Origin of the sequence: Streptomyces sp. NPDC046909 (genome assembly GCF_040644695.1) — a bacterium.
Classification (GTDB): Bacteria; Actinomycetota; Actinomycetes; order Streptomycetales; family Streptomycetaceae; genus Streptomyces.
This window is the reverse complement of record NZ_JBEYXC010000002.1, coordinates 468,633-495,541: the sequence shown is the minus strand read 5'-3', so window position 1 is coordinate 495,541 and position 26,909 is coordinate 468,633. Positions and strand designations below refer to the sequence as shown.

Below are 26,909 nucleotides of genomic sequence, written 5' to 3'. Positions count from 1 at the left end.
CCCGCCTAGCGTTCCACCCGCACCACAGCGTCACCCCCTCCTTCGAAGAGAAAGAGCCGAACGATGTTCGTTGTCGACACACAGATCCACATCTGGCTGGAAGAGTCCGCGGACCGCCCCTGGGTCCCCGGCGCGCGGGAGCGCATCCGCCTCAACGGCCACCGCGAGGACCCCTTCTCCTACGAGGAGGCGCTGGAGCTGATGGACGAGGCCGGCGTGAACCGTGCGCTGATCCTGCCGCCGTCCTGGGAGGGCGACCGCATCGACTACGCCCTGGAGGCGTGCGAGGCGCACCCGGACCGCTTCGGGATCATGGCCCGGGTTCCGCAGAACAAGCCCGAAGAGGGCAAGGCAATGCTGACGGACTTCGCGCAGAACCCGCATGTGAAGGGCACGCGCCTGACCTTCCACCGGCCGCAGGACCGCAACTGGATGATCGACGGCACCAACGACTGGTACTGGCCGATCGCCGAGGAACTCGGCATCCCCACCATGGTCCACGCCCCGATCTGGAAGCGCGAGCTCGGCGAGATCGCCGCCAAGCACCCCGGGCTGAAGATCATCATCGACCACATGGGCATCATGGCCCGCTGCGTGGACGACGCGATCGGCTACTGGGTCCAGGAGACCGCCGACCTGGCCGTCCACCCCAATATCTACGTCAAGGTGTCGGCGCTGCCGGGTTACTCGACCCAGCCCTTCCCGAACAACAACATCCAGAAGTACGTGCGCGAGATGGTCGACAAGATGGGCCCGCAGCGCTGCTTCTACGGCACCGACATCACGCGTCTCCTCGGTCACGGCATCACCTACACCGACACGATCGAGCAGTTCACCAAGCACTGGGACTTCACGCCCGAGGAGCTTGAATGGATCATGGGCCGCGGTATCTCCGAGGTCCTGAACTGGCCGATCGAGGGCTGAGGGACCACGAGAGATGAACGACACCCCCAACGCACCGGGCGCCGACGGCGGAGACGCTCTCGTGACGGCCTTCAACGCCGTCGGCGCCGACTACCTGTTCTGCTCGTCGGGGTCCGAGTGGGCCCCGGTGTGGGAGTCCCTGGCCCGCCGCCACCGCGACGGACTGCCCTGCCCCGGGTACCTGGACCTGACCCACGAGACGGTCGCGGTCGGCATGGCCACCGGATACGGCCTGGTCAAGCGCCGCCCCCAGGGTGTGCTCCTGCACGCGGCCCCCGGACTGCTCCAGGGCTCGATGGCCGTCCACGGCGCGCTCCTCGCGGGCGTCCCGATGGTGGTCAGCTCCTCGGAGTCGACCACGTACGGCGACGGCCCCGGGCAGGACCCGGGCGGCCAGTGGTACCGCAACCTCTCGATCGTGGGCGGGCCGCACCAGATCGCCCAGCCCTTCACCAAGTGGTCCAACGAGGCCGCCAGTGTCCACACCCTGCCGACGATGGTGGCCCGGGCGGCGGAACTCGCCTGGCGGGCCCCGGCGGGACCGGCGTACCTCAACATCCCGCTGGAGATCCTGCTTGAGGACTGGGACGGCCGTGAGGCCAAGCCGATCGTGGCGCCCGGCTCCACGCACAGCTCGCCCGAAGAGGTCGACCCGGTCGCGCAGTTGATCAGGGAGGCCCGCAATCCCGTGATCGTCACGGAGACGGCCGGTCGTGAGGCCGGCGGCTTCGAGGCGCTCGTCGCCTTCGCCGAGGCCTGGAACATTCCCGTCGTCGAGCCCGACTCGGCGGTCTGCGGCAACTTCCCGCGCACCCATCCGCTGCACGCCGGCAGCGACATCGGCCCGTGGATGGACGAGGCGGACCTGATTCTTCTGGTCAACTGCCGGGCGCCCTTCTATCCGCCGTCGCGGAAGCCCTCGAAGGCCCGGATCGTCGTGATCGACGAGGTGCCGCAGCGGCCGCACGTCGTCTACCAAGTCCTCTTCGCGGACCGGTACTTGGAGGGCAACGTCGCCAACACCCTGCGCCAGCTGGCCAAGCGGGCGAAGGACCTCGACGAGGGGGCGGTGGCTCTCCGCCGGGCGGCCCAGGACGAGCGGCACGCCACCGAGCAAGCCGCCCTCGCCGCCGCCGAGTCGAAGGCCACCGGCGCCCAGGGCATCGACCCGGTGCTGGTCGCCGCGAGCCTGCGCAGGCTGCTCGACGGCCAGGACGCCATCGTCGTCGACGAGACCATCACACACAGCCGGACCGTGAAGCGGCACGTCCGGACCGACGCCCCCGACTCGTACTTCTACGTCCAGGGCGGCCTCGGCCAGGGCATCGCCGTCGCGCTCGGCGTCAAACTCGCCGCGCGGGAACGGCCGGTGGTGCTCACGATCGGCGACGGCGCCTTCGCGTACAACCCGGTCATCCCGTCGTACGACGCGTCCAAGGCGTACGAACTCCCGGTGCTGATCGTGGTGTTCAACAACCGCGTCTACAAGTCGATGAACCTCAACCACCGTCGCTTCTACCCCGAGGGCGCCGCCGCCGAGACGGGGGAGTGGCTCGGCACCGACCTCCATCGCCTGCCCCGACTGGCAGCCTTCGCCGAGCCGTTCGGCATGCACACCGAGACCGTCGACACGGTCGACGCTCTTGTACCGGCGCTGGAGCGCGCCCTCAAGGCCGTGGCCGAGGGCACCACCGCTGTCGTCGACGTCCTCGTCACCCGTTGATCCAGGAGACCCCCATGTCCCACGCACCTTCGAAGGTCCTGGTCCCCGCCGACGACCTGCGCACCTTCGCCGCCGCCCTCCTGGAGAAGGGCGGCCTGAGCCCCGAGCATGCCCGGACCACCGCCGATGTGTTTGTCTGGGCCGCCCTGCGCGGCGTCGACTCGCACGGCATCGCGCGTGTTCCGGCCTATCTGGAGCTGCTCGCCAAGGGGGTCGCCAACGCGAACCCCGAGATCAAGGTCGAGTCGACCACCCCGGCGGCAGCTGTTTTGGACGCCGACCGCGCTCCCGGCCCCGTCGCGCTGAGCGCCGCCGCCGACGAGGCCGTACGACGGGCCCGTACGACCGGTATCGCCTCCGTCGGTGTACGGCGGACCGTGCACACCGGCGCGATCGGCTACTACGTGTCGAAGATCGCCGAACAGGGGCTGGTCGGGCTCGGGTTCGTCGCCGGGATGCCCAACATGGGCTACACCGGCGTCAAGGGCGCCGCCGTCGCGACCAGCCCCCTTGCGATCGCCGTACCGGCCGCCGAACGGGACCCGCTGCTCCTCGACATGGCGACCGCGACCATCGCGCTCGGCAAGATCCGCCAGGCGAAGGCGAGCGGTAGCCCGCTGCCCGAGAACGCCGCGGCCACCGAGGACGGCACCCCGACCACCGACCCGGAGAAGGCGGTCATGCCGCTGCCGCTGGGCGGGGCGAAGGGGTCGGGGATGTCCCTCGCCTTCGAGCTGCTGACCAGCGTCCTCGTCGGGGCGCCGATCTTCGCGTCGTTCCACTCAGACGATCCGCAGGGCCGCAGGCACCGCCAGAACGCCCTGCTCATCGCCATCGACCCGGCGGCCTTCGGTGACGCGGACGCCTTCACCGCGGCCGTCGACAGCACCCTCGGCACCCTGAAGGGCCTCCCCGCCGCGGACGGTGCCGAGGGCGTGTTCTACCCGGGCGAGCGCAGCGCCGCCGTGGCCGCCCAGCGGGGCGAGCGGGGGGTGCCGGTCGCGCCGAAGGTGTGGCGTGAACTGACCGAGAGCGCGGCCAAGCTGGGGGTCGCTCCGCCGACGGTCGCGTAGTTCGCGTCATGGGTCGCCAGTCGTTCCGGGGGACGGCTGGCGACCGCTGTCGTTCTCAGCCGACGGCTTCCCGGAGGTGGCGGGCGATCAGCGCGTACGTCTCCCGCGCCTTCGCCTCGTCCGTGCCGTCGTAGCCGTGGTCGGCGCCCGCCACGTCATGGTGGCCCACCAGCGCGCCAGCCGTCCGCAGCCGGTCGGCGTAGCTCTGCGCCTCGGCCTTGAGGATGTCGTACTCGGCCGTGATCACCAGCGCCGGGGCGATGCCCTTCAGGTCGGCGGTGTCCGACGGGTGCGCGGGGGAGGCCAGCCGGTCGCGGCGCAGGCGTACGTCGGGGATGTACGACGTGTCGAAGACGTCCCCCATCCAGGGCCGCAGCATCGGCTTGGCGATCGCCGCCCGCTTCCCCCGGATGCCCGTCGCCAGGTCGAGCGGGGGATAGTGCAGGACCTGGAGGGCGATCTCCGGCCCGGCCTCCTCCAGCGCCTGCCGGGCCACCGCCGCCGCGAGCCCGCCGCCCGCGCTCTGCCCGCCCACGGTGAGCCGGCCGCCGTCCCAGCCCTGCTCCGTGCCGTTGGCGGCGACCCAGCGGACCACCTCGTACGCCTGGAGGGGCGGGGCCGGGAACGGGTGCTGCGGGGCGACGACGTAGTCCACGTTGATCACGACCACGCCGGCCTCGGCAGCGAGGTACCGGCACAGCGGGTCGTCCAGCTCGGTCAGCGTCATCACGTATCCGCCGCCGTGGAAGTTGACGTGCACGGGCGGGGCCGTGCCGTCGGCACCGGCGGGCAGATAGACCGTGGCGCGGGCCGGGGCGACCGAGGTCGGGATCGTCAACTCCCGTACCGTGCGCGGATATTCGGGGAAACGCGCGTGCGGCCCGGCGTCGGTGCGCCGGGCGGCCAGCCGGGTTGCGCGCTGCATCGCCTTGGCCACGAAGGAGGCGATGGGAGGTCGGGCCAGGAGGGGCATGCCGCTGAAGTTAATTGATTTTAGCAATGAAAATCTAGACCCTTGTACGAACGCCGTCCAGGGCGATCGACAGGACCCGCTGACGCTGGGCGTCGTCGTCGAAGGCCGTCGCGGTGATGCCCGCGACCATGCGCAGCAGATCGGTGAAGTCCATGTCCGCGCGCGCCTCCCCGGCCTCCTGGGCGCGGGTGAAGAGCGGGCCGCCGGCCGCGTACATCGACTCGCGGCAGGCCACGAAGATCTCCGACTCGCCGTTGAGGGCCTCGCGGACGGCGCGCTTCGTCACCATGTAACCCGCGAACCGGTCGAGCCAGGCGGCCAGGGCGTCCCAGGGCTCCCGGTCGGCGACCTCGCCGGCCACCCGTACCAGCGTGTTGACCTCGTCCGCGTAGACGGTCTCGAAGAGATGGCGGCGGGTGGGGAAGTTCCGGTACAGCGTGCCGATGCCGACGCCCGCGCGCCGTGCGATGTCCTCCAGCGACGCCTCCGCCCCGTGCTCCGCGAAGGCCTCGCGCGCCGCGGCCAGCAGGGCGTCGTAGTTGCGGGCGGCGTCCTTCCGGGTCGGCCGTCGGGTCGCGACGATCTCGGTGACGGGAAAGGACTGGGCGGTCACGGACGCCTCCCGGGGTTGAAACGGAGGTCTGCCTCCGTTCCGGGTTGAAGCGGAGGTGTGCCTCCGATAGAGTGGAGGCGTGCCTCCACTTTATCAGCCGAGGCGCTTCCCTGCCCTTTCCGCGACCGCTTCCCACGAGGCTCCGGCCGCACCCTGTGTTCGGAGAGGCTCTCCATGCCCCGCAAGTCCACCCGCCTCACCTTCGCGGTCCTCGCGACCGGTGCCGGCGTGTTCGCCATGCTCCAGTCGCTGATCGCACCGGCTCTGCCGACCGTCCAGCACGCCCTGCACACCTCGCAGTCCACCGCGACCTGGGTGATGACGGCGTATCTGCTGTCCGCCTCGGTCTTCACCCCGATCCTCGGCCGCGTCGGCGACCTGATCGGCAAGAAGCGCACCCTCGTCGCCGTCCTGCTGGTCGTCCTGGCCGGCTGTCTGCTCGCCGCCCTCGCGCCGAACATCGGCGTGCTGATCGTCGCCCGGGTCGTCCAGGGCGTCGGCGGCGCCCTCTTCCCGCTCTCCTTCGGCATCATCCGGGACGAGTTCGCCGCGTCCGAGGTCAGCGGCAGCATCAGCAACCTGTCCGCGGTGATCGCGGCGGGCGGCGGTGTCGGCATCGTCGCCGCCGGACCCATCGTCTCCGCGCTCGACTACCGCTGGCTGTTCTGGATCCCCGTCGCCGTCGTCGCGGCCACCGTGCTCATCGCTCTGCGCTATGTCCCCGAGTCGCCCAACCGGGCGGAAGGCAAGGTCAGTTGGCTCGGCGCCGCCCTGCTGTCGGCGTGGCTGGTGGCCCTGCTGCTGCCGCTGAGCCAGGCGACCCGCTGGGGCTGGGGATCGGCCCGGGTGATCGGCCTGTTCGCGCTGGCCGCCGTCCTGTTCGCGCTGTGGCTGCTGACCGAGGCCCGCTCCCGCACCCCGCTCATCGACCTGCGCGTCATGCGGCTGCCCGCCGTGTGGACCACCAACACCGTCGCGCTGCTCTTCGGCGCGGGCATGTACGCGCTGTGGTCCTTCCTGCCCGCCTTCGTCCAGACGCCGAGTGCGGCCGGATACGGCTTCGGCGCGAGCGTCACGGCCTCCGGACTGCTGATGCTGCCGATGCTCGTCGCGATGTTCGTCTCCGGGATCCTCAGCGGCCGCCTGGAACCCGTCGTCGGCGCGAAGGCGTTGCTCACGACCGGTGCCGCGCTCGGCGCGCTGGCCCTGGGTCTCCTCGCCCTCTGGCACTCCGCGCAGTGGCAAGTGGCCTTCGTCTCGGGCGTGTTCGGGCTCGGCATCGGACTGGCCTTCGCCTCGATGGCCAACCTGATCGTCGGCAGCGTCCCGGCCTCCCAGACCGGCGCCGCGACCGGCATGAACGCCAACATCCGCACCATCGGCGGCTCCATCGGCGCCGCGGTGACCAGCGTCCTGGTCACCGGACACCTCCAGCCCTCCGGTCTGCCCTACGGCTCCGGCTACACACACGGCTTCACCCTGCTCGCCGTCCTGTGCCTCGCCGCCGCCCTGGCCGCGCTGCTGGTGCCGGTCCGCGGGAGCGGCCGCGGCACCAGCGCACCCCGGGCCGCGAGCGAGCCGTCGCAGGCCGGCCGCCCCGCCGCCGTCCGCGGCTGACGTCCCGCCGTCCGCGGCTGACGTCCCGCCGTCCGCGGCTGACGTCCCGCCGTACGCGGCTGACGTCCGCCCCTGTCACGTCCATGCGGTAGGGTTTACCTGCGTGTTCCCGCGGTTCACCCGCGAGAGTCGCATCGGGACGTGGCGCAGCTTGGTAGCGCACTTGACTGGGGGTCAAGGGGTCGCAGGTTCAAATCCTGTCGTCCCGACAGTGTGAAGGGTCTTCGCAGGCGAGAGCCTGCGAGGGCCCTTTTCTCGTTCGCCGTTCGCCCTGTGTTGGCGCTCCCGCAACGCCGTGTCCCTACTGTGCGCGCCATGAGAAGACTTTCGATCATGGCCGGCGCCGCGGCGCTGACCATAGGCCTCGCCTCGCCCGCCGTGGCCGGCCGGGAGCACCCGGAGTTCGGCCGGGCCACGCTGACCGGCTTCGCCGCCCTGCCCGCCCAGACCTTCGTGCCCGGCAGCGAGCCCTCCGGATCCGCCATCGGCGCGGGCCCGTTCAACGGCATCACGCCGCCCTTCGCCGAGCAGCCCGTGCAGGGCTTCAGCGGGGTCGTGAACCGGCACGACGGCACCTTCGACGCGCTGTCCGACAACGGCTACGGAACCAAGGCCAACAGCGCCGACTTCCTGCTCCGCGTCCACCGGATCGAGCCGGACCCGCGCACCGGGAAGGTCACCGTGGTCGGCGGGTTCAACCTCAGCGACCCCGACCACCATGTGCCGTTCGCGCTGACGCGCGCCGACCGGGTGCTCACCGGTGCCGACTTCGACGTCGAGTCGATCACGCGGCGCGCCGACGGAACGTACTGGCTGGGCGACGAGTTCGGCCCCTGGCTGCTGCACTTCTCCGCCGAGGGCCGTCTGCTGGAAGCCCCGATCCCGCTGGCCGGCGTGCGGGCGCCGGAGAACCCGTACCTGAACGGCGCCCAGCCCACCATCGCGAGCAGCAAGGGCTTCGAGGGCCTGGTCCGCGGTGTCGACGGCCGCCACCTCTACCCGCTCCTGGAGGGCACGGTGACCGGAGACACGCCCGGCGACCTGCGCTTCAGCGAGTTCGACCTGCGCACGCGCGCGTACACCGGCAAGCGCTTCGTCTACCGGCTGGAGTCCACGTCCCACGCCATCGGTGACGCGATCGCCGTCGACAAGCACCGCTTCCTCGTCGTGGAGCGCGACGGCGGGCAGGGCGACACCGCCAAGTTCAAGCGGATCTACCTCGTCGACACCCGTGACCGCGACGGCGACGGACTGGTCGACAAGACGCTGGTGGCCGACCTGCTGGACCTCGCGAACCCCAAGGGCGTCGGTGGCTTCGGCACGACCTTCCGCTTCCCGTTCCAGACGATCGAGGACCTCTCCCTCCTCGACGACCGCACGCTGGCCGTCCTGAACGACAACAACTTCCCGTTCTCCTCCGGCCGTACGCCCGGCCAGGCGGACAACGACGAGTTCATCACCGTCCGGCTCTCCGCTCCGCTGCACGCGGACAAGCGGGCCCTGCGCTGAGCGGTCCGGATCGCGGCGGGGGCAGGCATGATGACGTCGACTGTGTGTTCCCTTTGAACGGAGGCACATATGGACATCGGAATCGGCCTGCCCAACACGGTGCCCGGCACCGACGCCCAAACCCTGCTCGACTGGGCCCGACGAGCGGAGGAGGCCGGGTTCAGCACCCTCGGCACCATCGGGCGTCTGGTGTACGCCGGTTACGAGGAACTCATCGCCCTCACCGCGGCCGCCGCGGTCACCAGCCGGATCCGCCTGACGACCAGCGTGCTGCTCGGGCCGCTGTACTCCAACTCCGCGCTGCTCGCCAAGCAGGCCGCGTCACTGGAGCGGATATCCGGCGGGCGCTTCGTGCTGGGCGTGGGGCTGGGCGGCCGTGACGACGACTACGCGGCCAGTGGCGTGTCCACCAAGGGGCGGGGCCGTCAACTCGACGAACAGCTCACCGAGTTGAAGCGCGTCTGGGCCGGAGAGGAACGCGGGTTCGCCGGTGCGATCGGACCCCGGCCGGTGCGCGAGGGCGGCCCCGAGCTGATCCTCGGCGGCTCCACGGAGGCCAGTTTCCGGCGCGTCGCCGAGTACGCCGACGGCTGGATCATGGGCGGCGGCACACCGGACATGTTCGCCCAGGCCGCGGACGGCGTCGACGCCGCCTGGCAGAAGGCCGGACGCCCGGGCTCGCCGCGCAAGCTGTCCCTGGCCTACTTCGGCCTCGGCTCCGACGCCCGCGCCCAGGCGGACGCCTATCTCCTCGACTACTACGGCTTCCTCGGCGACGTCGCCCAGCAGATCGCCGGGAGCGCCGCGGTGAGCGCGGACATGGTCACGTCCTACGTCGAGGCCTTCGCGGCCGCCGGCTGCGACGAACTCATCCTCGTCCCCACCGGCTCGGGCCTCGACCAGATCGAGCTGCTGGCCGAGGCGACCGCCTGAGTCAGAGCAGGACGGTCATCCGTACGGAGACGTCGTCGCCGGCCGTGATGCTCCGCGGCTTGCGTACGGCGTTCTTCAGCGGCAGCAGATAGCAGCCGTCCTTGGGGAACAGCGACGTGGTGAAGGAGGTCTCGCCGATCCGCGCCTCGACGGGGATCACGCCCCAGCCGTACGTGGCCATCGCCGCCACCTCACGGATGTCGGCGGACTCCTCGTCGGGCACGGGCACGAAGTAGAACGGCGCCGGGCCGCGCCACTCGATCACCCGGCCCGTGAAGGCGAGTTCCATCAGATTCCGTTCCCCTGGGCCGTCATGACCAGGTCAGACTAGACGGCGCCGAGTTCCCGGCGCAGCCGTCGCGTCCACGGGTGGTCGTCGGCGAAGACCCGGGTGAACACCGGCAGGAGTTCCGCGAGGCCGGCGGTCCCGGCCGACGCGTCCTCGTGGTGCCGCGTCAGCCGGGCCACGTGGAAGGCGTTGAGCAGGGTGTGCGGGTGCTCCCGGCCCAGGGCGGCGACACGGTCGTGGAGGAGCTCGGCGAACAGCGTCAGGGCGCCGCGCGGATCGCCCTCCGCCTCGGTCCAGTACGCGATGTTGTGGCGTACGGCGAGGGTGTGCGGGTGGGCCGGGCCGTTGACGCGGTACTCGTCGTCGAGGAGGGCCCGGAAGTCGGCCAGAGCGCGGGTGCGCGCGCCGTCGGCGGCGGACCAGTACGCGGTGTTGTGGCGGGCCAGCAGGGTCTCCGGGGCGTCCGGGCCCAGGGCCCGCTCGGTGTCACGGCGCAGCTCGGCGTACCGGCGGGCGGCGTCCCCGGGATCGCCCGCCTCCCCGGTCCAGCGGGCGAGGTCGTCCCGCAGCAGCCGCAGGGCGTGATGGTCGTGGTCGTCCAGCCGCTCCCGGTAGACGGTCAGCAGTTGAAGGGTCAGCTGTCCGGCCTGCGCGGCCCGCCCGCAGACCCCCGTCCAGTACGCCACACCGTGCCGCACGACGAGCGTGAACCAGGCCTCGTCGCCGAGCCGGGTACGGCAGTCCGCCTCAAGGCCGGTGAGCAGCTTCAGCGCGGCGGCGGCGTTGCCCGCGGTGCCGATCGTGGACGCACTCAGATGGCGCTCACGAAGCAATGCCATGGAGTCCGCCCCCACCCGGTTCGTCGGCCGCGGTCCCAGAGTAGCCAGCCTCGCCCGGCCCCAGAAGACACGGTGCCGGTGACCGTCTCGTGGACGCCCTCTTGACGCCGTCCCGGGTGCGATCGACACTCCAGATGGGAATCCTAGTGAACAGGTAGGGAAACATGGGGCGCCTTGGATCGGCTGTCGGCCGCGTGAGCCGCACGTCACGGCCGTCGCCTCTTCTCACCTCCCGCCGCCACATCGACCTCCAGCGGGTCTGCAGCGCCATCAGCCTTCCGGGCTGAGCCCGGCCCGTTCCCGCGTTCCCGTCGCCGCCCCCGCCGCCGCAGCCGGGGGTCATCCCTGTCCTGGCCCGACGTCGCTTCCGCCGCGCGTACGTCCGCGCGCCCACCCCCGGGGAGATCCATGTCCGTCACACCGCTCGCCCCTGCCTCGACCGCGCAGCCCGCCCCCGCGTTCCGGGGCCGGATCGGCCGGGACGCGCGCAGCGGCCACTACGCCGTGCCGCGCCGCTACCGGCTCCATCTCTCGGTCGCCTGTCCCGACGGACTGCGCATCGCCGTCGTGCACAGCCTCCTCGGCCTCGACGACGCCTGTCCCGTGACGTTCCTGGACGCGATCCCGGACTGTCCGGACGGCGGACACTCCGCGCTGCGCCCGCTCTACGAGGCCAGCGCGCACCGGTACAGGGGCCCCGCCGCAGGTCCGGTGCTCAGCGACGACTGGTCGGGGCGCATCGTCAGCACCCATGCCCCGGACATCACCCGTGACCTGGCCCGGCGCTTCGGCGGCGACCGCCCGGAGCTGTACCCGTGCGGCGCGGAGTCGGAGACCGAGGCCGTGGAACGGCTGTGCGCCGAGGGCATCGCGCGGGCCGCGCAGGACGCCGGGACGGCCGGTACCGGCCCCGACGAGCGGGCCGCCGCGCTCGACAAGCTGCTGGAGACACTGGGCTCGCTGGAGCGCTGGCTCGTCGGACGGGACTATCTGATCCGGGATCAGATCACCGCCGCCGACGTCGAGTTGTGGACCGCGCTGGTCCAACTCGACACCGTGCACCGCCATCACCTGGACGCCTCCGCCGTGCAGCGCATCGCCGCGCACCCCGAACTGTGGGCGTACGCCCGCCGGTTGGCCGCCCACCCGGCGTTCGGCGCGCACCTCGACCTCGACGGCATCGCCCGCCGCCACCACGCCCACTGCCGGGGCCTGGAGGCCGCCGGTGCCGCCGTGCAGATCCTCGACTGGGCGGCGCACACCGCCCACGTGGTGGACCGGCATTGACATCCGTTCGGGCAGATGTCTTAACTTACGCCCCAGAACGGTCATGAGCGTCAGCGACAAGCCCTGGCTAGCTGACCGGCAACCCTCGCTCCGCGGTGGGGTGCCCCAGGTGACGACCGGACCGACGACACATCGGTAAGCGCGAGGGCCCACGGGCCGGAAGAACACGGTGACGGACATGTACGCAGCTCCCAGGACGGCCGAGCGCCGCACCCTGAGCTGCGTACTGCCGTACCCGAACCCTCTCGTCGCCGACCGGGCCGTCGATCTCCTGCGCGTCAACAGCGCACTGTGTACCGCACCGGGCCGAGCCCGCTGTCGGGGCTGACGTCCCCCTCCGCAGCCCCCGCGTTCCCGACGAACACCGCCCGAGCGGTGTGCCGTTGTCCGCCCAGCTCCCGGTTCCCGTGCGTTCCCGTGTGCCACGCCCCGCCGTAGAACGGCCGGCGTAGCCGCGTCCCGTGCGCCGTGTCCGGGGGAATCCGATCCCGCCGGAGCCCCTCATGAGTGAACCCCCAGGCGCCGCCGTCTCCGTCACGGAGGCACCGCCGCCCGCAGACACCCCGTCAAAGCAGCTGACCGCGCAGCGAGTCGTCCCGCTGCGTCGGCCCGGACGCTGGATCGCCACCGCCGTCGTCCTGGTCCTCGCCGCCCAGTTCGTGCACGGCCTGGTGTCCAACCCCTTCTACCAGTGGGACCGGTTCGGCTACTGGTTCCTGCGGCCGACGATCCTCGACGGACTGCTCATCACGCTCGAAGTCACCGCCTACAGCGCGGTGCTGGGGCTCCTCGGCGGGATCGTGCTCGCCCTGGCCCGGCTCTCGAAGAGCCCGGTCCTGCGGGCCGTCAGCTGGATCTACATCTGGACGTTCCGGTCCATCCCGCTGATCGTCATCCTGCTCTTCCTCTACAACTTCAGCGCCCTGTACCAGACGCTCAGCGTGGGCGTCCCCTTCGGCCCCGCCTTCTTCACCTTCGACGAGTCCCGGCTCGCCACCGACATCGTCGTCGCCGTCATCGGCCTGAGCCTCAACCAGGCGGCGTACGCGGCCGAGGCGGTGCGCGGCGGCATCCTCTCCGTCGACCAGGGCCAGCACGAGGCGGCCGCCGCACTCGGGCTGCCGAAGGGCTACCAGTTCCGCAAGGTCGTCTTCCCGCAGGCCCTGCGCTCCATCACCCCGAACTACGTCAACCAGCTCATCGACCTGGTCAAGGCCACCTCGCTGGTCTTCTACGTCTCCCTGCTCGACCTGTTCGGCGCGGCCCAGACGATGGGCGCCACCTACCCCGGCGACATCGTGCCGCTGCTGCTGGTCGTCACCGTCTGGTACCTGATCCTGACCACCGTCGTCTCCGTCGTGCAGTTCTATGTCGAGCGGTACTTCGCCCGGGGCGCCACCCGCACCCTGCCGCCGACCCCGCTCCAGAAGCTGCGCACCGCGCTCACCGACCTGCGCGCCCGGATCCGCAGGGAGGCCGCCGTATGACCACCGAGACCCTCCAGGTCGTGCCCGCCGCCGTCGAGGTCCACGACGTGCACAAGTGGTACGGCGCCCACCGGGTGCTGGACGGCGTCGACCTGACCGTCCGCCCCGGCGAGGTCACCGTCATCCTCGGCCCGTCCGGCTCCGGCAAGTCCACCCTGCTCCGGGTCATCAACCACCTGGAGAAGCCCGAGATCGGGTACGTCAGCGTCAACGGCGAGCTGATCGGCGTACGCAAGCAGGGCGAACACCTCAAGGAGCTGAGCGAGCGGGCCATCCTGACCCAGCGCAGCCGGATCGGGTTCGTCTTCCAGAACTTCAACCTCTTCCCGCATCTGACCGTCCTGGAGAACATCGCCGCCGCCCCGGTGGCGACCGGACAGCTCGACCGGGCAGCGGCCCAGAAGCTCGCCCGGGAACTCCTGGAGCGGGTCGGTCTCGCCGAGAAGGAGGCCGCCTATCCGCGGCAGCTGTCCGGCGGACAGCAGCAGCGCGTGGCCATCGCCCGCGCGCTCGCGCTGCGGCCCGGCGTCATCCTCTTCGACGAGCCGACCTCCGCCCTCGACCCCGAACTCGTCGGTGAAGTCCTCGCCGTCATCAAGGACTTGGCGAAGAGCGGCACCACCCTGGTGATCGTCACCCATGAGATCGGGTTCGCCCGGGAGATCGCCGACCGGGTCGTCTTCATCGACGGCGGAAAGATCGTCGAACAGGGGCCGCCCTCCGAGGTCCTGGACAAGCCGCGGCACGAGCGGACCCGGGACTTCCTCAGCAAGGTGCTCTGACCCGCGCGGTGTTCCGAGCGCCCCCACGACTTCCCCCCACCTCCCCCCACGGCACCACCCTCACCACCCTCTCCCTTTCACGAAGGACAGTCATGCCCAGCAACCTCTCCCGACGCGGCCTGATACGAGGCATCACCGCGGCCACCGCCGTCGCCACCCTCGCCACCGGGCTCGCCGCCTGCGGGGGCGACAGCGACGCCGCCACCAAGACGTCCGACGCCGCCGGCACGGTGACCGTGGGACGGCTGTCCAACGGCGCGGCCACCGAGACCGAGCTGAAGGTCGCCGAGGTGAAGTCCATCAGCGCCCTGCTCCCCGCCGACATCAAGAAGAGCGGCAAGCTGGTCATCGGCTCCGGCACCCTGCCCTCCGGCAGCCCGCCGCTCGGCTTCATCGGCAGCGATCAGAAGACCCTCACCGGCTCCGAGATCGACCTCGGCCGCCTGGTCTCCGCCGTCCTCGGCCTCAAGCCCGAGGTGCAGCGGTCCACGTGGGAGAACCTGTTCATCGGCCTCGACAGCGGCAAGGTGAACGTGGCCTTCTCCAACGTCACCGACACCGAGGAGCGCAAGCAGAAGTACGAGTTCGCCTCCTACCGCAAGGACGACCTCGCGTTCGAGGTGAAGAAGGACAACACCTGGAACTTCGACAACAACTACGAGAACCTCGCCGGCAAGACCGTCTCCGTCGGCAACGGCACCAACCAGGAGAAGATCCTCCTGGAGTGGAAGGCGAAGCTGGAGAAGGAGGGCAAGAAGCTCACCGTCAAGTACTTCCAGGAGACCAACAGCCTCTACCTGGCCCTCAACAGCGGGAAGATCGACGCCTACTTCGGCCCGAACCCGAACCTCGCCTACCACACCACGCAGACCGCGAACACGCCCCAGGCGACCCGTGTCGCCGGCCAGTTCTCGGGTGCCGGCGAGACCCTCCAGGGCCTGATCGCCGCGACCGCGAAGAAGGACAGCGGCCTCGCCAAGCCGCTCGCGGCCGCCATCAACTACCTGATCGAGAACGGGCAGTACGCGAAGTGGCTCAAGGCCTGGAACCTCTCCGGCGAGGCCGTCGCCAAGTCCGAGGTGAACCCGCCCGGACTGCCGCTGACCAACTCCTGATCATCCGTCAGTACGCGTAGTGGGAAAGGCTGTCGTGGTCCACCAGACCGACCTTCGCGGAGCCCTGGGCACCCGTCTCCTGGACAACCCCGTCTGGGCCGCCCTGGACGGACCACACGCGCCCTTCGCCGAACGGATCGGCCGGGCGGCGCGCTACCCGGCGGACGTCTACGCGTTCGCCGCGCTCGCCGACCCGGCCGACCCGGCCGCCTGGGCCGACCTGCACACCCTGCTCGGCCCGGCGACGACCGCGAAGGTCAAGGGAGTCGAGACCGTCCCCGACGGCTGGGACGTCGTCGGCGGCGGCCAGGGCGTCCAGCTCGTCGACACCCGTCTGCGGGCCGAACCCGCCCCCGAGGCCGTACGGCTCGGCCCCGACGACGTCCCCGACATCCTCGACCTCGTCGCCCGCACCAGACCGGGCCCCTACCTCGCCCGCACCGTCCACCTCGGCACCTACCTCGGCATCCGCCACCAGGGCCGGCTCATCGCCCTCGCCGGCGAACGCCTCCACCTGCCCGGCTGGACCGAGATCAGCGCCGTCTGCACCGACCCGGACCACCGCGGCCGGGGCCTCGGCACCCGGCTGGTGCGCGCGGTCGCCGCGGGCATCCGGGAACGCGGAGAGACCCCGTTCCTGCACGCCGCCGCGAACAACGCCACCGCGATCCGGCTCTACGAGTCGATCGGCTTCACGCTCCGCCGACGTACGACCATCCTCCAGGTGCGCTCGCCGGGAACAGATCCCCGCGCGGAGACGTTGTGACCCGCGACGAGGCGCGCGCTACGAGGGCGGGAGGCAGGGACGTGCGGCGTACCCCCCTTCTGTACTCCCGCCCCTACATCGACCTCCAGCGCGTCGCCGGCGCCCTCTGTCGCCCCTGACCTCCCCCAGCCTGCGGCCGGGGGGACCCCCATCTCCCTTCGGTCGCCCGCACCGCGCCCTGAGTGCCGTATGCCCGGGCCGGTGTTCTCGTACGGATCTCCAGGAAGGCACCCCTCGTGTCCCCTTCTTCTGCCCTGCATCTCGCCGTCGCCCTCGACGGCACCGGCTGGCACCCGGCCTCCTGGCGCGAGCCGGTGGCCCGCCCCCGCGACCTGTTCACCGCGCGCTACTGGGCCGACCTGGTCACCGAGGCCGAGCACGGACTGCTCGACTTCGTGACCCTGGAGGACGGACTCGGACTCCAGTCCTCCGTCTTCGGCGCGCTGGACGGCCGCACCGACCAGGTCCGAGGACGCCTGGACGCCGTACTGATCGCGTCCCGCATCGCACCCCTCACCCGGCACATAGGCCTCGTGCCGACCGTGATCGCCACCCACACCGAGCCGTTCCACATCTCCAAGGCGATCGCCACCCTCGACTACGTCAGCACCGGCCGCGCCGGACTGCGGGTGCAGATCTCGCCCCGCCCGAGCGACGCCGACCACTTCGGGCGCCGCACCGTCCCGCCGCTGAGCCTGGACGAGCTCCAGAGCCCGGCCGGACAGGAACTCGTCCGCGACCTCTTCGACGAGGCCGCCGACTACGTCGAGGTCGTGCGCCGCCTCTGGGACAGCTGGGAGGACGACGCGGAGATCCGGGACGTCGCCACCGGCCGCTTCATCGACCGCGACAAGCTCCACTACATCGACTTCGAGGGCAAGCACTTCAGCGTCAAGGGCCCCTCCATCACCCCGCGCCCGCCGCAGGGCCAGCCCCTCGTCACCGCCCTCGCCCACCAGACCGTCCCGTACCGGCTGGTGGCCCGCCAGGCCGACATCGGATACGTCACCCCGTTCGACGCCGGCCAGGCCCGCGCGATCGTCGCCGAGATCCGCGCCGAGCAGGAGACGGCAGGGCGGGCCGACGAGCCCCTGCATGTCTTCGGCGACCTGGTGGTCTTCCTCGACGAGGACCCGGCCGAGGCCGTGGCCCGCAAGGAGCGTCTGGACGCCCTCGACGGCGGCGAGTACACCAGCGACGCCCGCATCTTCACCGGCACCCCCGCCCAACTCGCCGACCTCCTCCAGGAGTTCCAGTCGGCAGGACTGACCGGCTTCCGCCTCCGCCCGGCCGTCCTCGGGCACGACCTCCCGGCCATCACCCGGGGCCTGGTCCCCGAACTCCAGCGCCGTGGCGCCTTCCGCACCGCCTACGAGGCCGACACCCTGCGCGGCCTGCTGGGCCTGCCCCGCCCCGCCAACCGCTACGCCGCCGCCTGAGCCGGAAGGACCGCACCGACATGAGCAAGCCGCTGAAGCAGATCCATCTGGCCGCCCACTTCCCGGGCGTCAACAACACCACCGTGTGGAGCGACCCGAAGGCCGGCAGCCACATCGAGTTCAGCTCCTTCGTGCACTTCGCGCAGACCGCCGAACGCGCCAAGTTCGACTTCCTGTTCCTCGCCGAAGGCCTCCGGCTGCGCGAACAGGGCGGCAAGATCTACGACTTGGACGTCGTCGGCCGCCCCGACACCTTCACCGTCCTCACCGCGCTCGCCGCCGTCACCGAGCACCTCGGACTGACCGGCACCATCAACTCCACCTTCAACGAGCCCTACGAGGTCGCCCGCCAGTTCGCGAGCCTCGACCACCTCTCCGACGGCCGCTCCGCCTGGAACGTCGTCACCTCCTGGGACGCCTTCACCGGCGAGAACTTCCGCCGCGGCGGCTTCCTGCCGCAGGACGAGCGCTACTCCCGCGCCAAGGAGTTCCTGGCCACCGCGCACGAGCTCTTCGACTCCTGGCAGGGCGACGAGATCCTCGCCGACCAGGCGTCGGGCCAGTTCCTGCGGGACGCCAAGGTCGGCTCCTTCGTCCACACCGGGCAGCATTTCGACATCCACGGCCAGTTCGACGTCCCGCGCTCCCCGCAGGGCCGCCCCGTCATCTTCCAGGCGGGCGACTCGGAGGAGGGCCGCGAGTTCGCCGCGTCGAGCGCCGACGCCATCTTCAGCCGGTACGCCACGCTGGAGGGCGGCCAGGCCTTCTACACGGACGTCAAGAAGCGCCTCGCCAAGTACGGCCGCCGCCATGACGAGTTGCTCATCCTGCCCGCCGCGACCTTCGTCCTCGGCGACACCGACGAGGAGGCCGAGGAGCTCGCCAAGGAGGTCCGCCGCCAGCAGGTCAGCGGGGCCACCGCCCTCAAGCACCTGGAGTTCGTCTGGAACCGGGACCTGTCCTCCTACGACCCGGAGGGCCCGCTCCCCGACATCGACCCGGACGTCAGCGGCGACCACATCTCCAAGGGCCGCGCCCAAGTCCGCATGTACCGCGACCCGTTGGCCACCGCCCGCGAGTGGCGCGAGCTGGCCGAGGCCAACAACTGGTCCATCCGCGACCTCGTCATCGAGTCCGGCAACCGGCAGAACTTCGTCGGCACCCCGGAGACGGTCGCGAGGACCATCAACGACTACGTCCAGGCCGACGCCAGCGACGGCTTCATCCTCGTCCCGCACATCACCCCGACCGGCCTCGACGTCTTCGCCGACAAGGTCGTCCCGCTCCTCCAGGAACAGGGCGTGTTCCGCACCGAGTACGAGGGCACGACCCTCCGCGACCACCTCGGCCTCGCCCACCCGGACGAGGCACGGGGCGAGCAGCGGGCGGCGTCGTGAAGTTCCTCGCGATCACGCTGATCGTGCACCGGCCGGACCCGGTCACCGGCGAGCTGAAGCCGACGCACGACCGGTTCCGCGAAGTGCTCGACAACGCCGTGCTGGCCGAGGAGCTGGGCTTCGACGGCTTCGGCGTGGGGGAGCGGCACGAGCGGCCGTTCATCTCCTCCTCGCCGACCGTCGTGCTCAGCCACATCGCCGCGCTGACCCGGCGCATCCGGCTCTTCACCGCGGTCACGACCCTGAGCCTGCTCGACCCGGTGCGCGCCTACGAGGACTACGCCACCCTCGACCATCTCTCCGAGGGCCGCCTGGACCTCATCATCGGCAAGGGCAACGGCGCCGCCCAGCGCGACCTCTTCCATGTCACGCCCGAGGACCAGTGGGACCGCAACGCCGAGAGCTACGAGGTGTTCCGGCAGATCTGGCGCCAGGACAAGGTCACCGCCGACACCCGCTTCCGGCCGCCGCTGAAGGAGGCCGAGGTGTGGCCGAGGCCCTACCAGCGGCCGATCCGGGTCTGGCACGGCAGCGCCACCAGCAAGGAGTCGGTGGACCTTGCGGCCCGCTACGGCGACCCGCTGTTCTCGGCGAACGTCACCAACCCCATTGAGCCGTACGCCGAGTTGATCCGCTACTACCGCGAGCGCTGGGAGCACTACGGCCACGACCCGGCGCGGATCGCGGTCGGCGCCGGTTCGGCCGGACTGCTGGTGACCCGCACCTCCCAGGAGGCGCTCGACATCTACCGGCCGCTGTTCGAGGCCAACCTGGCCTTCTTCGAGAAGGCGGGCCTGCCGGTCGTCTTCGAGACGCTGGAGGACTTCGTCGAGCGCAGCTCCGCGCTGATCGGCAGCCCGGAGCAGATCATCGACAAGGTGCACCGCTACCACGAGCAGTTCGGCCACACGGTCCTGCATCTGCACGCCGACGCCAGTGGTTTGACGGACACTCAGCACCGGGACTCGCTGGAGCTGTTCCAGTCCGAGGTCGCCCCGGTGCTGCGGCGCGACATCCCGGACCCGCCGTTCCCGTGGGGACCCGTACAGGAGGAGTCGGCCCATGCCTGAGATACCCCTCGGCGTCCTCGACCTGGTCCCCATCCCGACCGGCTCGACCGCCGCCGACGCCCTGCGCAACTCCATCGACCTGGCCCGGCAGACCGAGCGTTTCGGCTACGCCCGCTACTGGTTCGCCGAGCACCACCTCAACCCGGGCGTGGCCGGTACGTCCCCGGCGGTCCTCCTCGCCCTCACGGCCGCCGCGACCTCCACGATCCGGCTCGGCTCCGGCGCCGTCCAGCTCGGCCACCGCACCGCGCTCAACACGGTCGAGGAGTTCGGCCTGGTCGACGCCCTGCACCCCGGCCGCCTCGACCTGGGCCTGGGCCGCTCGGGCGGCCGCCCACCAGGACAGCCCACGACGACTCCGGCCGCCACCGACCGCGCCCCGAACGGCCTGGTCATCCCGCCCCGCTTCTCCTTCGAACGCCTCCTCGGCTCACCCCGCATCGCCCTCCAACGCAAGCTGCTCCTGCTGCCGGGCGCCGAGTCCCAGGAGTACGCCGAGCAGATCGACGACATCCTCGCCCTGCTCGCCGGCACCTACCGCTCCCCGGACGGCATCGAGGCGCATGTGGTGCCGGGCGAGGGCGCCCACGTCGAGGTGTGGATCCTCGGCAGCAGCGGCGGCACGAGCGCGGAGGTGGCGGGCGCGCGGGGCCTGCGGTTCGCCGCGAACTACCACGTCAGCCCTGCCACCGTCCTGGAGGCCGTGGACGGCTACCGTGCCTTCTTCGAGCCCTCCGACACCCTCGACAAGCCGTACGTCAGCGTCTCCGCCGACGTCGTGGTCGCCGAGGACGACGACACCGCCCGCGAACTGGCCACGGGATACGCCCCCTGGGTCCGCAGCATCCGCACCGCCGAGGGCGCCATCGAGTTCCCCACGCCCGACCAGGCGCGGGCCCGCGAATGGACCGACGAGGACCAGGAGTTGGTCCAGGACCGCCTCGACACGCAGTTCGTGGGCTCCCCGGCCACGGTCGCCGACCGCCTCGAACAACTCCAAGAGGCCACGGACGCCGACGAGTTGCTCATCACCACCATCACCCACGGCCACACCGACCGGGTGCGGTCCTACGAACTCCTCGCCGAGGAATGGCGAAAGCGAGGTCACTCCGCCCAGTCGAGCTGATGCGGGGGTGTGCCCACGGACCTGCCGTGGGCGATCGCCTCGGCACGGCCCGCCGCGTCACCGCGCCGATACCTGAACACCTTCCCCGCGAAGACCACCACGCGCTCGTCCCCGACGGTGAAGTCGGCGTACCACCCGTGCGCCGGCTCCAGCGCCCCGGCGAGCGCGTCCGCGATCTCCTGGGCGGCGCCCTCGTCGGCCTCCCACTCCACGAGCGTCCACAGCGGAGGCTGCCCGTCGGCGGCACTCGCCGAGACGTCGAGCCGCTTCACGGCGCGGATGCGCAGCCCCTGTGGGGCGAACTCGGCGCCGGGGCGGAGGCTCTCGCCGAGGACGTATCCGGTGATCATGTGCTGTCTCCTGGCAGGTCAACTCGCCGTGGAACGGGAGGTGTTGGTCCGAAGAACTACTGAATCACCAGCGAAGCGGCACCCCAGCACACGGCGAGGAACACGGCGAGGATCCCGGTCGCCATGGCGTTGCGTGCCTTCGCCGTGGCGGCGAAACCGTCACCCGCCGCTCGCAGCCTGCGCCCGGAGCCGAGAAACATCGCGCAGGACACCGCGCACAGCCCCGCCGCGATCGGCAGCAGCCACAGGATCATCAGTAGGTAATGCCGCAGCTCATCGCCCGATCCGGCGTCCGAAGCAAGCATGAGCGGATCCTAGGCGGGCGAACGACCGGCGGCAATGACCGCGAGCAGCACGTCCAGCGACTCCTCGGGCGTCTGACCCGCCGTATCGACCACCACCCGCTCGCGCTCCCACGGCTCGTACTCCCGCCCGACGATCTCCTCCCACCCGGGCAGCGGCAGCCCCGGCACATCGACCGACCGCGAGGCGACCCGCCGCCGGTGCTCGTCGAGGTCGGAGCAGCGCACCTCGACCTCGACCACCCCGACACCCGCCCGCTCGGCGGTCTCCCGCCAGGCATTCCGCGTCACGGCCAGCGGATTGACCGACTCGGCGACGACGGTCAGCCCCTGCCGCAGATGCTCCTCGGCGAGGGCGTACCCGACGACGTACCCCACGGGTCCCACCGGATGGTCCGCCAACCCGGCACGCACGACGGCCTGTTCGACGGTGTCGATCCGCAGATGCACCGCCCCGACCCGGGCGGCCAGCAGCCGGGAGAGCGTGGTCTTTCCGGACGCGGGGAGCCCGCCGACGACGATGAGCATGCCGTCATCCTGCCGCAGCCAGGACCGAGGCCGGCGAATGTTCATACGCGCGCAATGCCACGCCCTGGCCATTCCTGAAGGCACCTGCCTACCGTGAAGAGGTGATCGGTCCGGCGCTCTTCCGCAGGCTGCACGTGGACTTGGCGCGCATGGGCGCGTCCCGCTGTCCGCGTCCCTGACGCCCGTCCGCGTTCCTGACGCCGCCCGAGCCCGGCGCCTCCCAGCGCGCCCGGCTGCCTCGTCGTCCCCGCACGGCGACCCTCCCCGCACCGCACCCCGAGGAGCAGGCATGACCACAGCCGCACGCCCCGACATCCGCATCCGCCGCGCAGGCCCCCGTTTCGGGGCCGAGATCACCGGCGTCGATCTGACCCGCCCCGTCGACGAGCTCACCGCCGACGAACTGCGCCGCGCCTTCGCCGAGCACAAGGTGCTCGTGTTCCGCGGGCAGCAGCTGACGCCCGATCAACAAGTGGAAGCCGTACGGATCTTCGCCGAACCCTTCGATCACCCGACCGCCCTGCGCCACCCCGAGAACCCGCTCGTCTACCCCTACAACGTCCGGCAGACCGGCAAGGCCAGCACCTGGCACATCGGCGGACTGTGGCGCACCCCCGTCTTCGCCATTGAGTCGCTCGTCTACGAGGAGGTCCCCGAACTCGGCGGCCACACCCTCTGGGCGGACCTCCAGGCCGCGTACGACGACCTCTCCGAGCCCTTCAAGCAGCTCCTCGCCTCCGTCAACGCGGTCTACGACGGCAACGCGGAGAACTACGCGCAGGGCAGCAAGAAGACCGCCAAGGGCGATCCCGTGGAGCACCCGGTCGTCCTCGCACACCCCCTGACCGGCCGCAAGGGCCTGTTCATCAGCAGCTCCGCGCAGGGCCTCGCCGGCGTCACCCCGCAGGAGGGCCGCGTCCTGCTCGACCACCTCCTGCGGCACGCCTCCTCGCCCGACTACACGATCCGCTTCGGCTGGCAGCCCGGCGACTTCGTCCTCTGGGACAACCAGGCGACCTGGCACTACGCCGTCGACGACTACGGCGACGGCGCCCGCGTCTACCGCAAGGTCCTCGCGGTGGAACCCCTGCGCCCGGCGGCCCCCACCGCGTAGGACACGACGTCCAGCAGCCGCCGCCCGTCGCGGCCCGCGAACCACTCGGCATGGCCCACGTAGTACTCGTAGGCCAGCCGGGTGTTCTCGGCCGACCGCGTGACACCGTGGAAGTAGCCCAGCTCCGACAGCGCGAACTCCGCGTGCACCAGCGGCAGCAGCGCCGGGAGCGCCGCCGATTCGGCGGGGGAGAGCGGCCGTACGGACTGATAGCCGTCGAGGAGGGCCACCGCGTCCTCCTCGCGCACCGGACACCCGGGCTGAAGCCACTGCACCGCGTTGCGTTCGATCGCCGTGGCCAGGTCGTGCACGGCGGTCGTGCGGTCGCTCATCCCGAAGTCCAGGACCGTGGACACCCGGCCCTCCTCCTCGTCCCACAGCAGGTTGGAGGCGTGCCAGTCGTTGTGGGTCCACAGCGGGGACAGGCCGGCGAGGTGCGGGGCCAGCTCCTTGTGCAGGGGGATCAGCACCCGGTCCGTGTCCTCGTGCCAGGGGAAGTCCCAGATACCGTCGGTCAGTTGAGGGCGCTCCGTGATGTACCGCTCCAGCGCCGCCCACGGATCGTCCGCCGCGAACACCGTGAACGAGGCCACCAGCGGCTGCACTTGACGCCTCGGCGCCTCGAACCCCTCCGCCGCCAGATGAAGCCGGGCCAGCGCCTCACCCGCCGCCCGGGCATGCCCCGCCGACCGGAACGGCGACCACGACAGCGCGTCCCGGTACAGATCCGTGCCGACACCGGTCGAGTGCACCTCGTACGTCCACTCACCGCGCGCCACCGCGTCCAGCACCTCCACCACCGGCGCGCCCCGCTCCCGCAGATACCGAAGGAACGCGTGCTCCTCGGCCAGCCCTTCAAGGGTTCGTACGGTGATGTGGTGCCGTTTCACGAACAGGCGCCGCCCGTCCCGCTCGACGACGGCCGCCGCCGACAGGGGACGCGGGCTGCGCCACACCACCCGCGCCGGGCCGACGACATCCGTCACCTCGGCGTCCGTGAGCGGCGCCCAGTCGGGCTCCACCGGCTCGGTGCCCAGGCCGTGCGCCTGATGCGAACTCACGCCGCCTTCACCGCTGTTGTGCCGCGCAGGGCCTCCAGGACCCGGCGTTCGGTCGCCGCGAACTCGGGTGCGGTGAAGTCCGCCGCGCCGCGCGGCCGGGGGAGCGGTACCTCGACGCGCTCCACGACCGTGGCCGGGCGCGGGGACAGCACATGCACGGTGTCCGCGAGCAGGACCGCCTCACGGATGTCGTGGGTGACCAGGACGACGGTCCAGCGGTGGCGCTGCCACATGTCCGCCAGCCACAGCTGCATCTCGGTCCGGGTGAGCGAGTCCAGCGCGCCGAACGGCTCGTCCAGCAGCAGGACCGGGCGCTCCAGGACGACCGTGCGCAGCAGCGCGGCCCGCTGTCGCATACCGCCGCTGAGCTGGGACGGGTACGCCTTCTGGAAGCCATCGAGCCCGAAGTCGGCGAACAGCGCGTCGGCCCGTGCCCGTGCCTCCTTCCGCCGCACCCCCTGCGCCTCGAGCCCCAGCGCCGTGTTGTCCAGCACCGTCCGCCACGGGAACAGCAGGTCCTTCTGCGGCATGTAGGCGACCTTGCCGGACTCCACCGACGCCGGTTCGCCCTCCACCAGCACCTGCCCGGACGTGGGCCGGTCGAGGCCGGAGACCAGGTTGAACAGGGTGCTCTTGCCGGAGCCGCTGGGGCCGATCACGGCCGCGAACTCGCCCGGCTGGACGGAGAGTTCGAGGTTCCGCAGCACCTCCAGGTCGTCGAAGGACTTCCCGACACCCTCGATCCGCAGACTGCTCACTTGCCCACCTTCCGCTCCCACGGCAGCACCAGCCGCTGCAACAGATACGTGCCCCCGAACAGCGCGATGCTCAGCGCCGCCGTCACCCCGACCGCCGCGAACACCAGGTCCGTGCGGAACGCGCTCTTCTGCGCCTGCATATAGATCCCGAGGCCCGCCTCGGCGCCCGCGTACTCGGCGAAGACGGCGCCGACGACGGCGTACGTGATGCTCACGCGCAGCCCCGCGAAGAAGTACGGCATCGCGCTCGGCACCCGCACCAGACGGAACGTCCGCCGGCGGCCCGCGCCCAGGGAGCGCAGGAGCCGCATCGCCTCGCGGTCGGTCGCCGCGAAGCCGGCGGCAAGGTTGGCGGCCAGCGGGAAGAACGTCGTCAGCGTCACCACCAGCATCTTCGGCAGCAGTCCGAAGCCGAACCAGATGATCAGCAGGGGAGCGACCGCGACGATCGGGATCGTCTGCGAGGCGACCAGCAGCGGATACAGGCCCCGCCGGGCCGCCGACGAGAAGTCCAGCAGCACGGCGACGAGCCAGGCCGACGCGAAGGACAGCAGGAACCCGAGGAGGGTCTCCTGGAGGGTGGGCAGGGTCTGCGCCCACAGGTCCTCGCGGTTCAGCCATCCCTGCTCCACCACCCGCGCCGGCGACGGCAGCGTCGTCGGGTCGACCCCGGCGGCGGTCACATAGAGCTGCCAGCCGCCGACCACGACCGCGAGGACCAGCAGCGGCGGCCACAACGACCGCAGCAGCGGCCTCACTTGGCGGCCGGGAGGTAGTCGTCGGTGAAGAACTCGGACGCGTCCGGGGCCTTCGTCAGCTTCTTGCCGTCTCCGTCGACCAGCAGGCCGGCCTTGTACTCGAAGTCGGCGAACGCCTGCCAGCGCTCCGCGCTCTGCGTGCCGATCGTGCCGTCCGCCGCCTTGTAGTACTCCTTCGCCAGCAGCGCCTCGCTCTTCTTCACCAGCTCGGTGTTGGTGAGCACGCTCTTGTTCTCGGAGATCAGCAGGTCGGCGGCCTGGTCGGGGTGGTCGGCCGCGTACCGGTAGCCCTTGTCGAGGGCCGCGAGGAACTTCTTCGCGACCGCCGGGTTCTTCTTGAGGAACTGGTCGGAGGACGCGACGAGCGTCGAGTAGATCGCCGGGAAGCCGTAGTCCGACAGCTGGAAGTTCTTCAGCGGCTTGCCGCTCAGCTCCGCCTCCAGGCCCTCCCACGTCGGCATCGGCATCGCGAAGTCGGCCTTGCCCGCGTAAAGCGCCGCGTACGCCGAGGTGTTGAGGGTGACCTGCTTGAAGTCGCCCTCGCCGCCCGCGTTCTGGATGACCTTCTCCAGCAGCGGCTTCTCGTAGGGGGCGCCGAAACCGGCGTACGTCTTGCCGTCGAGGTCCTTCGGGGAGCTGATGTCCTCGCGGTCGGCGCGCACGGCGATGGTGACGTTCGTCTTCTGCGTGACCGCGTAGACGGAGGTGATGTCGGCGCCCGCCGCCCGCGCGGTCGTCACGCCCTCCTGGTAGGAGATGCCGAAGTCCGCCTTGTGGGCCGCGATCAGCGTCTCGGGCGCGGTCGAGCCGTAGGGCACGATCTTGAGGTCGATCCCGGCGTCCTTGAACCAGCCCTTGGCCTGGGCGACATAGATGCCGGTGTGGTTGGTGTTCGGCGTCCAGTCCAGGGCGAGCGTGACGGTGGTGGTGCCGTCCTTCGCGGCGGCCGAGGAGTCGGCACCGGAGCAGGCGGTGGTGACGGCGAGCAGTGAGGTGGCGGCTATCGCGGACAGCAAGGTGCGGCGGTTCATGACAAGGTCCTTCGTACGGAGGGGAGTTCGGCGGGGTGAGGGGCG

At 71.1% G+C, this 26,909-nt stretch carries 30 protein-coding genes, 1 tRNA gene and 1 riboswitch; of the genes, 20 read left to right on the top strand and 11 right to left on the bottom strand.

Annotated elements, in window-relative coordinates; genetic code table 11:
* Positions 1-63 precede the first annotated feature (63 nt).
* From ABZ928_RS06470 to ABZ928_RS06460, 3 genes are read left to right on the top strand one after another with little or no spacing between them, the layout of a single operon-like run.
* On the top strand, positions 64-924 hold the full coding sequence (locus tag ABZ928_RS06470) for an amidohydrolase family protein (protein ID WP_361515389.1): 861 nt from the start codon (positions 64-66) through the stop codon (positions 922-924).
* Positions 925-937: 13 nt separating this feature from the next.
* Positions 938-2,647, top strand: a complete 1,710-nt coding sequence (locus tag ABZ928_RS06465; protein ID WP_361515387.1) for a thiamine pyrophosphate-dependent enzyme — start codon at positions 938-940, stop codon at positions 2,645-2,647.
* 14 nt (positions 2,648-2,661) lie between these two features.
* Positions 2,662-3,720, top strand: coding sequence for an Ldh family oxidoreductase (locus ABZ928_RS06460; RefSeq protein WP_361515385.1), 1,059 nt, complete (start codon positions 2,662-2,664; stop codon positions 3,718-3,720).
* A gap of 55 nt (positions 3,721-3,775) precedes the next feature.
* Here the strand turns inward: ABZ928_RS06460 and ABZ928_RS06455 are convergent, their stop codons facing one another.
* Both ABZ928_RS06455 and ABZ928_RS06450 read right to left on the bottom strand, forming a co-directional pair.
* Positions 3,776-4,693 (bottom strand): alpha/beta hydrolase fold domain-containing protein, encoded by a 918-nt coding sequence (locus ABZ928_RS06455; RefSeq protein ID WP_361515383.1) that lies wholly within the window; start codon positions 4,691-4,693, stop codon positions 3,776-3,778.
* Positions 4,694-4,727: 34 nt separating this feature from the next.
* Positions 4,728-5,306 carry a helix-turn-helix domain-containing protein gene (locus ABZ928_RS06450; protein ID WP_361515381.1) on the bottom strand — a complete coding sequence of 193 codons (579 nt, stop codon included), beginning with the start codon at positions 5,304-5,306 and terminating at the stop codon, positions 4,728-4,730.
* Positions 5,307-5,480: 174 nt separating this feature from the next.
* Between ABZ928_RS06450 and ABZ928_RS06445 the strand changes: the two genes are divergently transcribed.
* The 4 genes from ABZ928_RS06445 to ABZ928_RS06430 all read left to right on the top strand — a co-directional run bounded on the left by ABZ928_RS06445 (position 5,481) and on the right by ABZ928_RS06430 (position 9,365).
* Positions 5,481-6,923 carry an MFS transporter gene (locus ABZ928_RS06445; RefSeq protein WP_361515379.1) on the top strand — a complete coding sequence of 481 codons (1,443 nt, stop codon included), beginning with the start codon at positions 5,481-5,483 and terminating at the stop codon, positions 6,921-6,923.
* A 135-nt stretch (positions 6,924-7,058) separates the two neighbouring features.
* Positions 7,059-7,132 (top strand) — tRNA-Pro (locus ABZ928_RS06440).
* Positions 7,133-7,238: 106 nt separating this feature from the next.
* Positions 7,239-8,432 (top strand): esterase-like activity of phytase family protein, encoded by a 1,194-nt coding sequence (locus ABZ928_RS06435; protein WP_361515378.1) that lies wholly within the window; start codon positions 7,239-7,241, stop codon positions 8,430-8,432.
* Between the two features lie 69 nt (positions 8,433-8,501).
* Positions 8,502-9,365 carry an LLM class flavin-dependent oxidoreductase gene (locus ABZ928_RS06430; protein ID WP_361515376.1) on the top strand — a complete coding sequence of 288 codons (864 nt, stop codon included), beginning with the start codon at positions 8,502-8,504 and terminating at the stop codon, positions 9,363-9,365.
* A 1-nt stretch (position 9,366) separates the two neighbouring features.
* On the opposite strand, the gene ABZ928_RS06425 is transcribed toward ABZ928_RS06430, so the two are convergent.
* Positions 9,367-9,654: a DUF1905 domain-containing protein gene (locus tag ABZ928_RS06425; protein ID WP_361515375.1), complete on the bottom strand. Its 288-nt coding sequence runs from the start codon at positions 9,652-9,654 to the stop codon at positions 9,367-9,369.
* A 38-nt stretch (positions 9,655-9,692) separates the two neighbouring features.
* On the bottom strand, positions 9,693-10,493 hold the full coding sequence (locus tag ABZ928_RS06420; protein ID WP_361515373.1) for a tetratricopeptide repeat protein: 801 nt from the start codon (positions 10,491-10,493) through the stop codon (positions 9,693-9,695).
* Positions 10,494-10,657: 164 nt separating this feature from the next.
* On the opposite strand from ABZ928_RS06420, the gene ABZ928_RS06415 reads away from it, so the two are divergent.
* The 12 genes from ABZ928_RS06415 to ABZ928_RS06360 all read left to right on the top strand — a co-directional run bounded on the left by ABZ928_RS06415 (position 10,658) and on the right by ABZ928_RS06360 (position 20,962).
* A complete protein-coding gene (locus ABZ928_RS06415; protein ID WP_361515371.1) occupies positions 10,658-10,780 on the top strand; it encodes a putative leader peptide in 123 nt (40 codons plus the stop codon).
* Between the two features lie 121 nt (positions 10,781-10,901).
* Positions 10,902-11,780 carry a glutathione S-transferase C-terminal domain-containing protein gene (locus ABZ928_RS06410; protein ID WP_361515370.1) on the top strand — a complete coding sequence of 293 codons (879 nt, stop codon included), beginning with the start codon at positions 10,902-10,904 and terminating at the stop codon, positions 11,778-11,780.
* A gap of 39 nt (positions 11,781-11,819) precedes the next feature.
* Positions 11,820-11,928: riboswitch (SAM riboswitch) on the top strand.
* A gap of 30 nt (positions 11,929-11,958) precedes the next feature.
* Positions 11,959-12,108 carry a hypothetical protein gene (locus ABZ928_RS06405; RefSeq protein ID WP_361515368.1) on the top strand — a complete coding sequence of 50 codons (150 nt, stop codon included), beginning with the start codon at positions 11,959-11,961 and terminating at the stop codon, positions 12,106-12,108.
* A 175-nt stretch (positions 12,109-12,283) separates the two neighbouring features.
* Positions 12,284-13,267, top strand: coding sequence for an amino acid ABC transporter permease (locus tag ABZ928_RS06400; protein ID WP_361515366.1), 984 nt, complete (start codon positions 12,284-12,286; stop codon positions 13,265-13,267).
* On the top strand, positions 13,264-14,049 hold the full coding sequence (locus tag ABZ928_RS06395) for an amino acid ABC transporter ATP-binding protein (protein ID WP_361515364.1): 786 nt from the start codon (positions 13,264-13,266) through the stop codon (positions 14,047-14,049). The genes ABZ928_RS06400 and ABZ928_RS06395 overlap by 4 nt, the downstream gene beginning before the upstream one ends.
* Positions 14,050-14,141: 92 nt before the next feature.
* A complete protein-coding gene (locus ABZ928_RS06390; protein ID WP_361515362.1) occupies positions 14,142-15,164 on the top strand; it encodes an ABC transporter substrate-binding protein in 1,023 nt (340 codons plus the stop codon).
* A 34-nt stretch (positions 15,165-15,198) separates the two neighbouring features.
* Positions 15,199-15,930, top strand: a complete 732-nt coding sequence (locus ABZ928_RS06385; protein WP_361515360.1) for a GNAT family N-acetyltransferase — start codon at positions 15,199-15,201, stop codon at positions 15,928-15,930.
* On the top strand, positions 15,927-16,049 hold the full coding sequence (locus ABZ928_RS06380) for a putative leader peptide (RefSeq protein ID WP_361515358.1): 123 nt from the start codon (positions 15,927-15,929) through the stop codon (positions 16,047-16,049). The genes ABZ928_RS06385 and ABZ928_RS06380 overlap by 4 nt, the downstream gene beginning before the upstream one ends.
* Positions 16,050-16,166: 117 nt before the next feature.
* Positions 16,167-17,369 carry an LLM class flavin-dependent oxidoreductase gene (locus ABZ928_RS06375; RefSeq protein WP_361515357.1) on the top strand — a complete coding sequence of 401 codons (1,203 nt, stop codon included), beginning with the start codon at positions 16,167-16,169 and terminating at the stop codon, positions 17,367-17,369.
* Positions 17,370-17,389: 20 nt separating this feature from the next.
* Positions 17,390-18,766 carry an NtaA/DmoA family FMN-dependent monooxygenase gene (locus tag ABZ928_RS06370; RefSeq protein ID WP_361515356.1) on the top strand — a complete coding sequence of 459 codons (1,377 nt, stop codon included), beginning with the start codon at positions 17,390-17,392 and terminating at the stop codon, positions 18,764-18,766.
* A complete protein-coding gene (locus tag ABZ928_RS06365) occupies positions 18,763-19,836 on the top strand; it encodes an LLM class flavin-dependent oxidoreductase (RefSeq protein WP_361515355.1) in 1,074 nt (357 codons plus the stop codon). The genes ABZ928_RS06370 and ABZ928_RS06365 overlap by 4 nt, the downstream gene beginning before the upstream one ends.
* Positions 19,829-20,962 (top strand): LLM class flavin-dependent oxidoreductase, encoded by a 1,134-nt coding sequence (locus ABZ928_RS06360; protein WP_361515354.1) that lies wholly within the window; start codon positions 19,829-19,831, stop codon positions 20,960-20,962. Before ABZ928_RS06365 ends, ABZ928_RS06360 begins: the two co-directional genes overlap by 8 nt.
* Here the strand turns inward: ABZ928_RS06360 and ABZ928_RS06355 are convergent.
* The 3 genes from ABZ928_RS06355 to ABZ928_RS06345 are packed head-to-tail and all read right to left on the bottom strand — an operon-like array spanning position 20,941 to position 22,142.
* Positions 20,941-21,312 carry a hypothetical protein gene (locus tag ABZ928_RS06355; protein WP_361515353.1) on the bottom strand — a complete coding sequence of 124 codons (372 nt, stop codon included), beginning with the start codon at positions 21,310-21,312 and terminating at the stop codon, positions 20,941-20,943. The two genes, ABZ928_RS06360 and ABZ928_RS06355, sit on opposite strands and share 22 nt — an antisense overlap.
* 56 nt (positions 21,313-21,368) lie before the next feature.
* Positions 21,369-21,617, bottom strand: a complete 249-nt coding sequence (locus ABZ928_RS06350) for a hypothetical protein (protein ID WP_361515352.1) — start codon at positions 21,615-21,617, stop codon at positions 21,369-21,371.
* A gap of 9 nt (positions 21,618-21,626) precedes the next feature.
* Positions 21,627-22,142, bottom strand: coding sequence for an AAA family ATPase (locus ABZ928_RS06345; RefSeq protein ID WP_361515351.1), 516 nt, complete (start codon positions 22,140-22,142; stop codon positions 21,627-21,629).
* Positions 22,143-22,431: 289 nt separating this feature from the next.
* Here ABZ928_RS06345 and ABZ928_RS06340 point away from each other — a divergent pair, with 289 nt between their 5' ends.
* On the top strand, positions 22,432-23,256 hold the full coding sequence (locus ABZ928_RS06340; protein ID WP_361515350.1) for a TauD/TfdA family dioxygenase: 825 nt from the start codon (positions 22,432-22,434) through the stop codon (positions 23,254-23,256).
* Here the strand turns inward: ABZ928_RS06340 and ABZ928_RS06335 are convergent.
* From ABZ928_RS06335 to ABZ928_RS06320, 4 genes are read right to left on the bottom strand one after another with little or no spacing between them, the layout of a single operon-like run.
* A complete protein-coding gene (locus ABZ928_RS06335; RefSeq protein ID WP_361515349.1) occupies positions 23,202-24,317 on the bottom strand; it encodes a phosphotransferase in 1,116 nt (371 codons plus the stop codon). The two genes, ABZ928_RS06340 and ABZ928_RS06335, sit on opposite strands and share 55 nt — an antisense overlap.
* Positions 24,314-25,075, bottom strand: a complete 762-nt coding sequence (locus tag ABZ928_RS06330; protein WP_361515348.1) for an ABC transporter ATP-binding protein — start codon at positions 25,073-25,075, stop codon at positions 24,314-24,316. The genes ABZ928_RS06335 and ABZ928_RS06330 overlap by 4 nt, the downstream gene beginning before the upstream one ends.
* Positions 25,072-25,833: an ABC transporter permease gene (locus ABZ928_RS06325; protein WP_361515347.1), complete on the bottom strand. Its 762-nt coding sequence runs from the start codon at positions 25,831-25,833 to the stop codon at positions 25,072-25,074. Before ABZ928_RS06325 ends, ABZ928_RS06330 begins: the two co-directional genes overlap by 4 nt.
* Positions 25,830-26,864: an ABC transporter substrate-binding protein gene (locus tag ABZ928_RS06320; RefSeq protein ID WP_361515346.1), complete on the bottom strand. Its 1,035-nt coding sequence runs from the start codon at positions 26,862-26,864 to the stop codon at positions 25,830-25,832. The genes ABZ928_RS06325 and ABZ928_RS06320 overlap by 4 nt, the downstream gene beginning before the upstream one ends.
* Between the last annotated feature and the right edge of the window lie 45 nt (positions 26,865-26,909).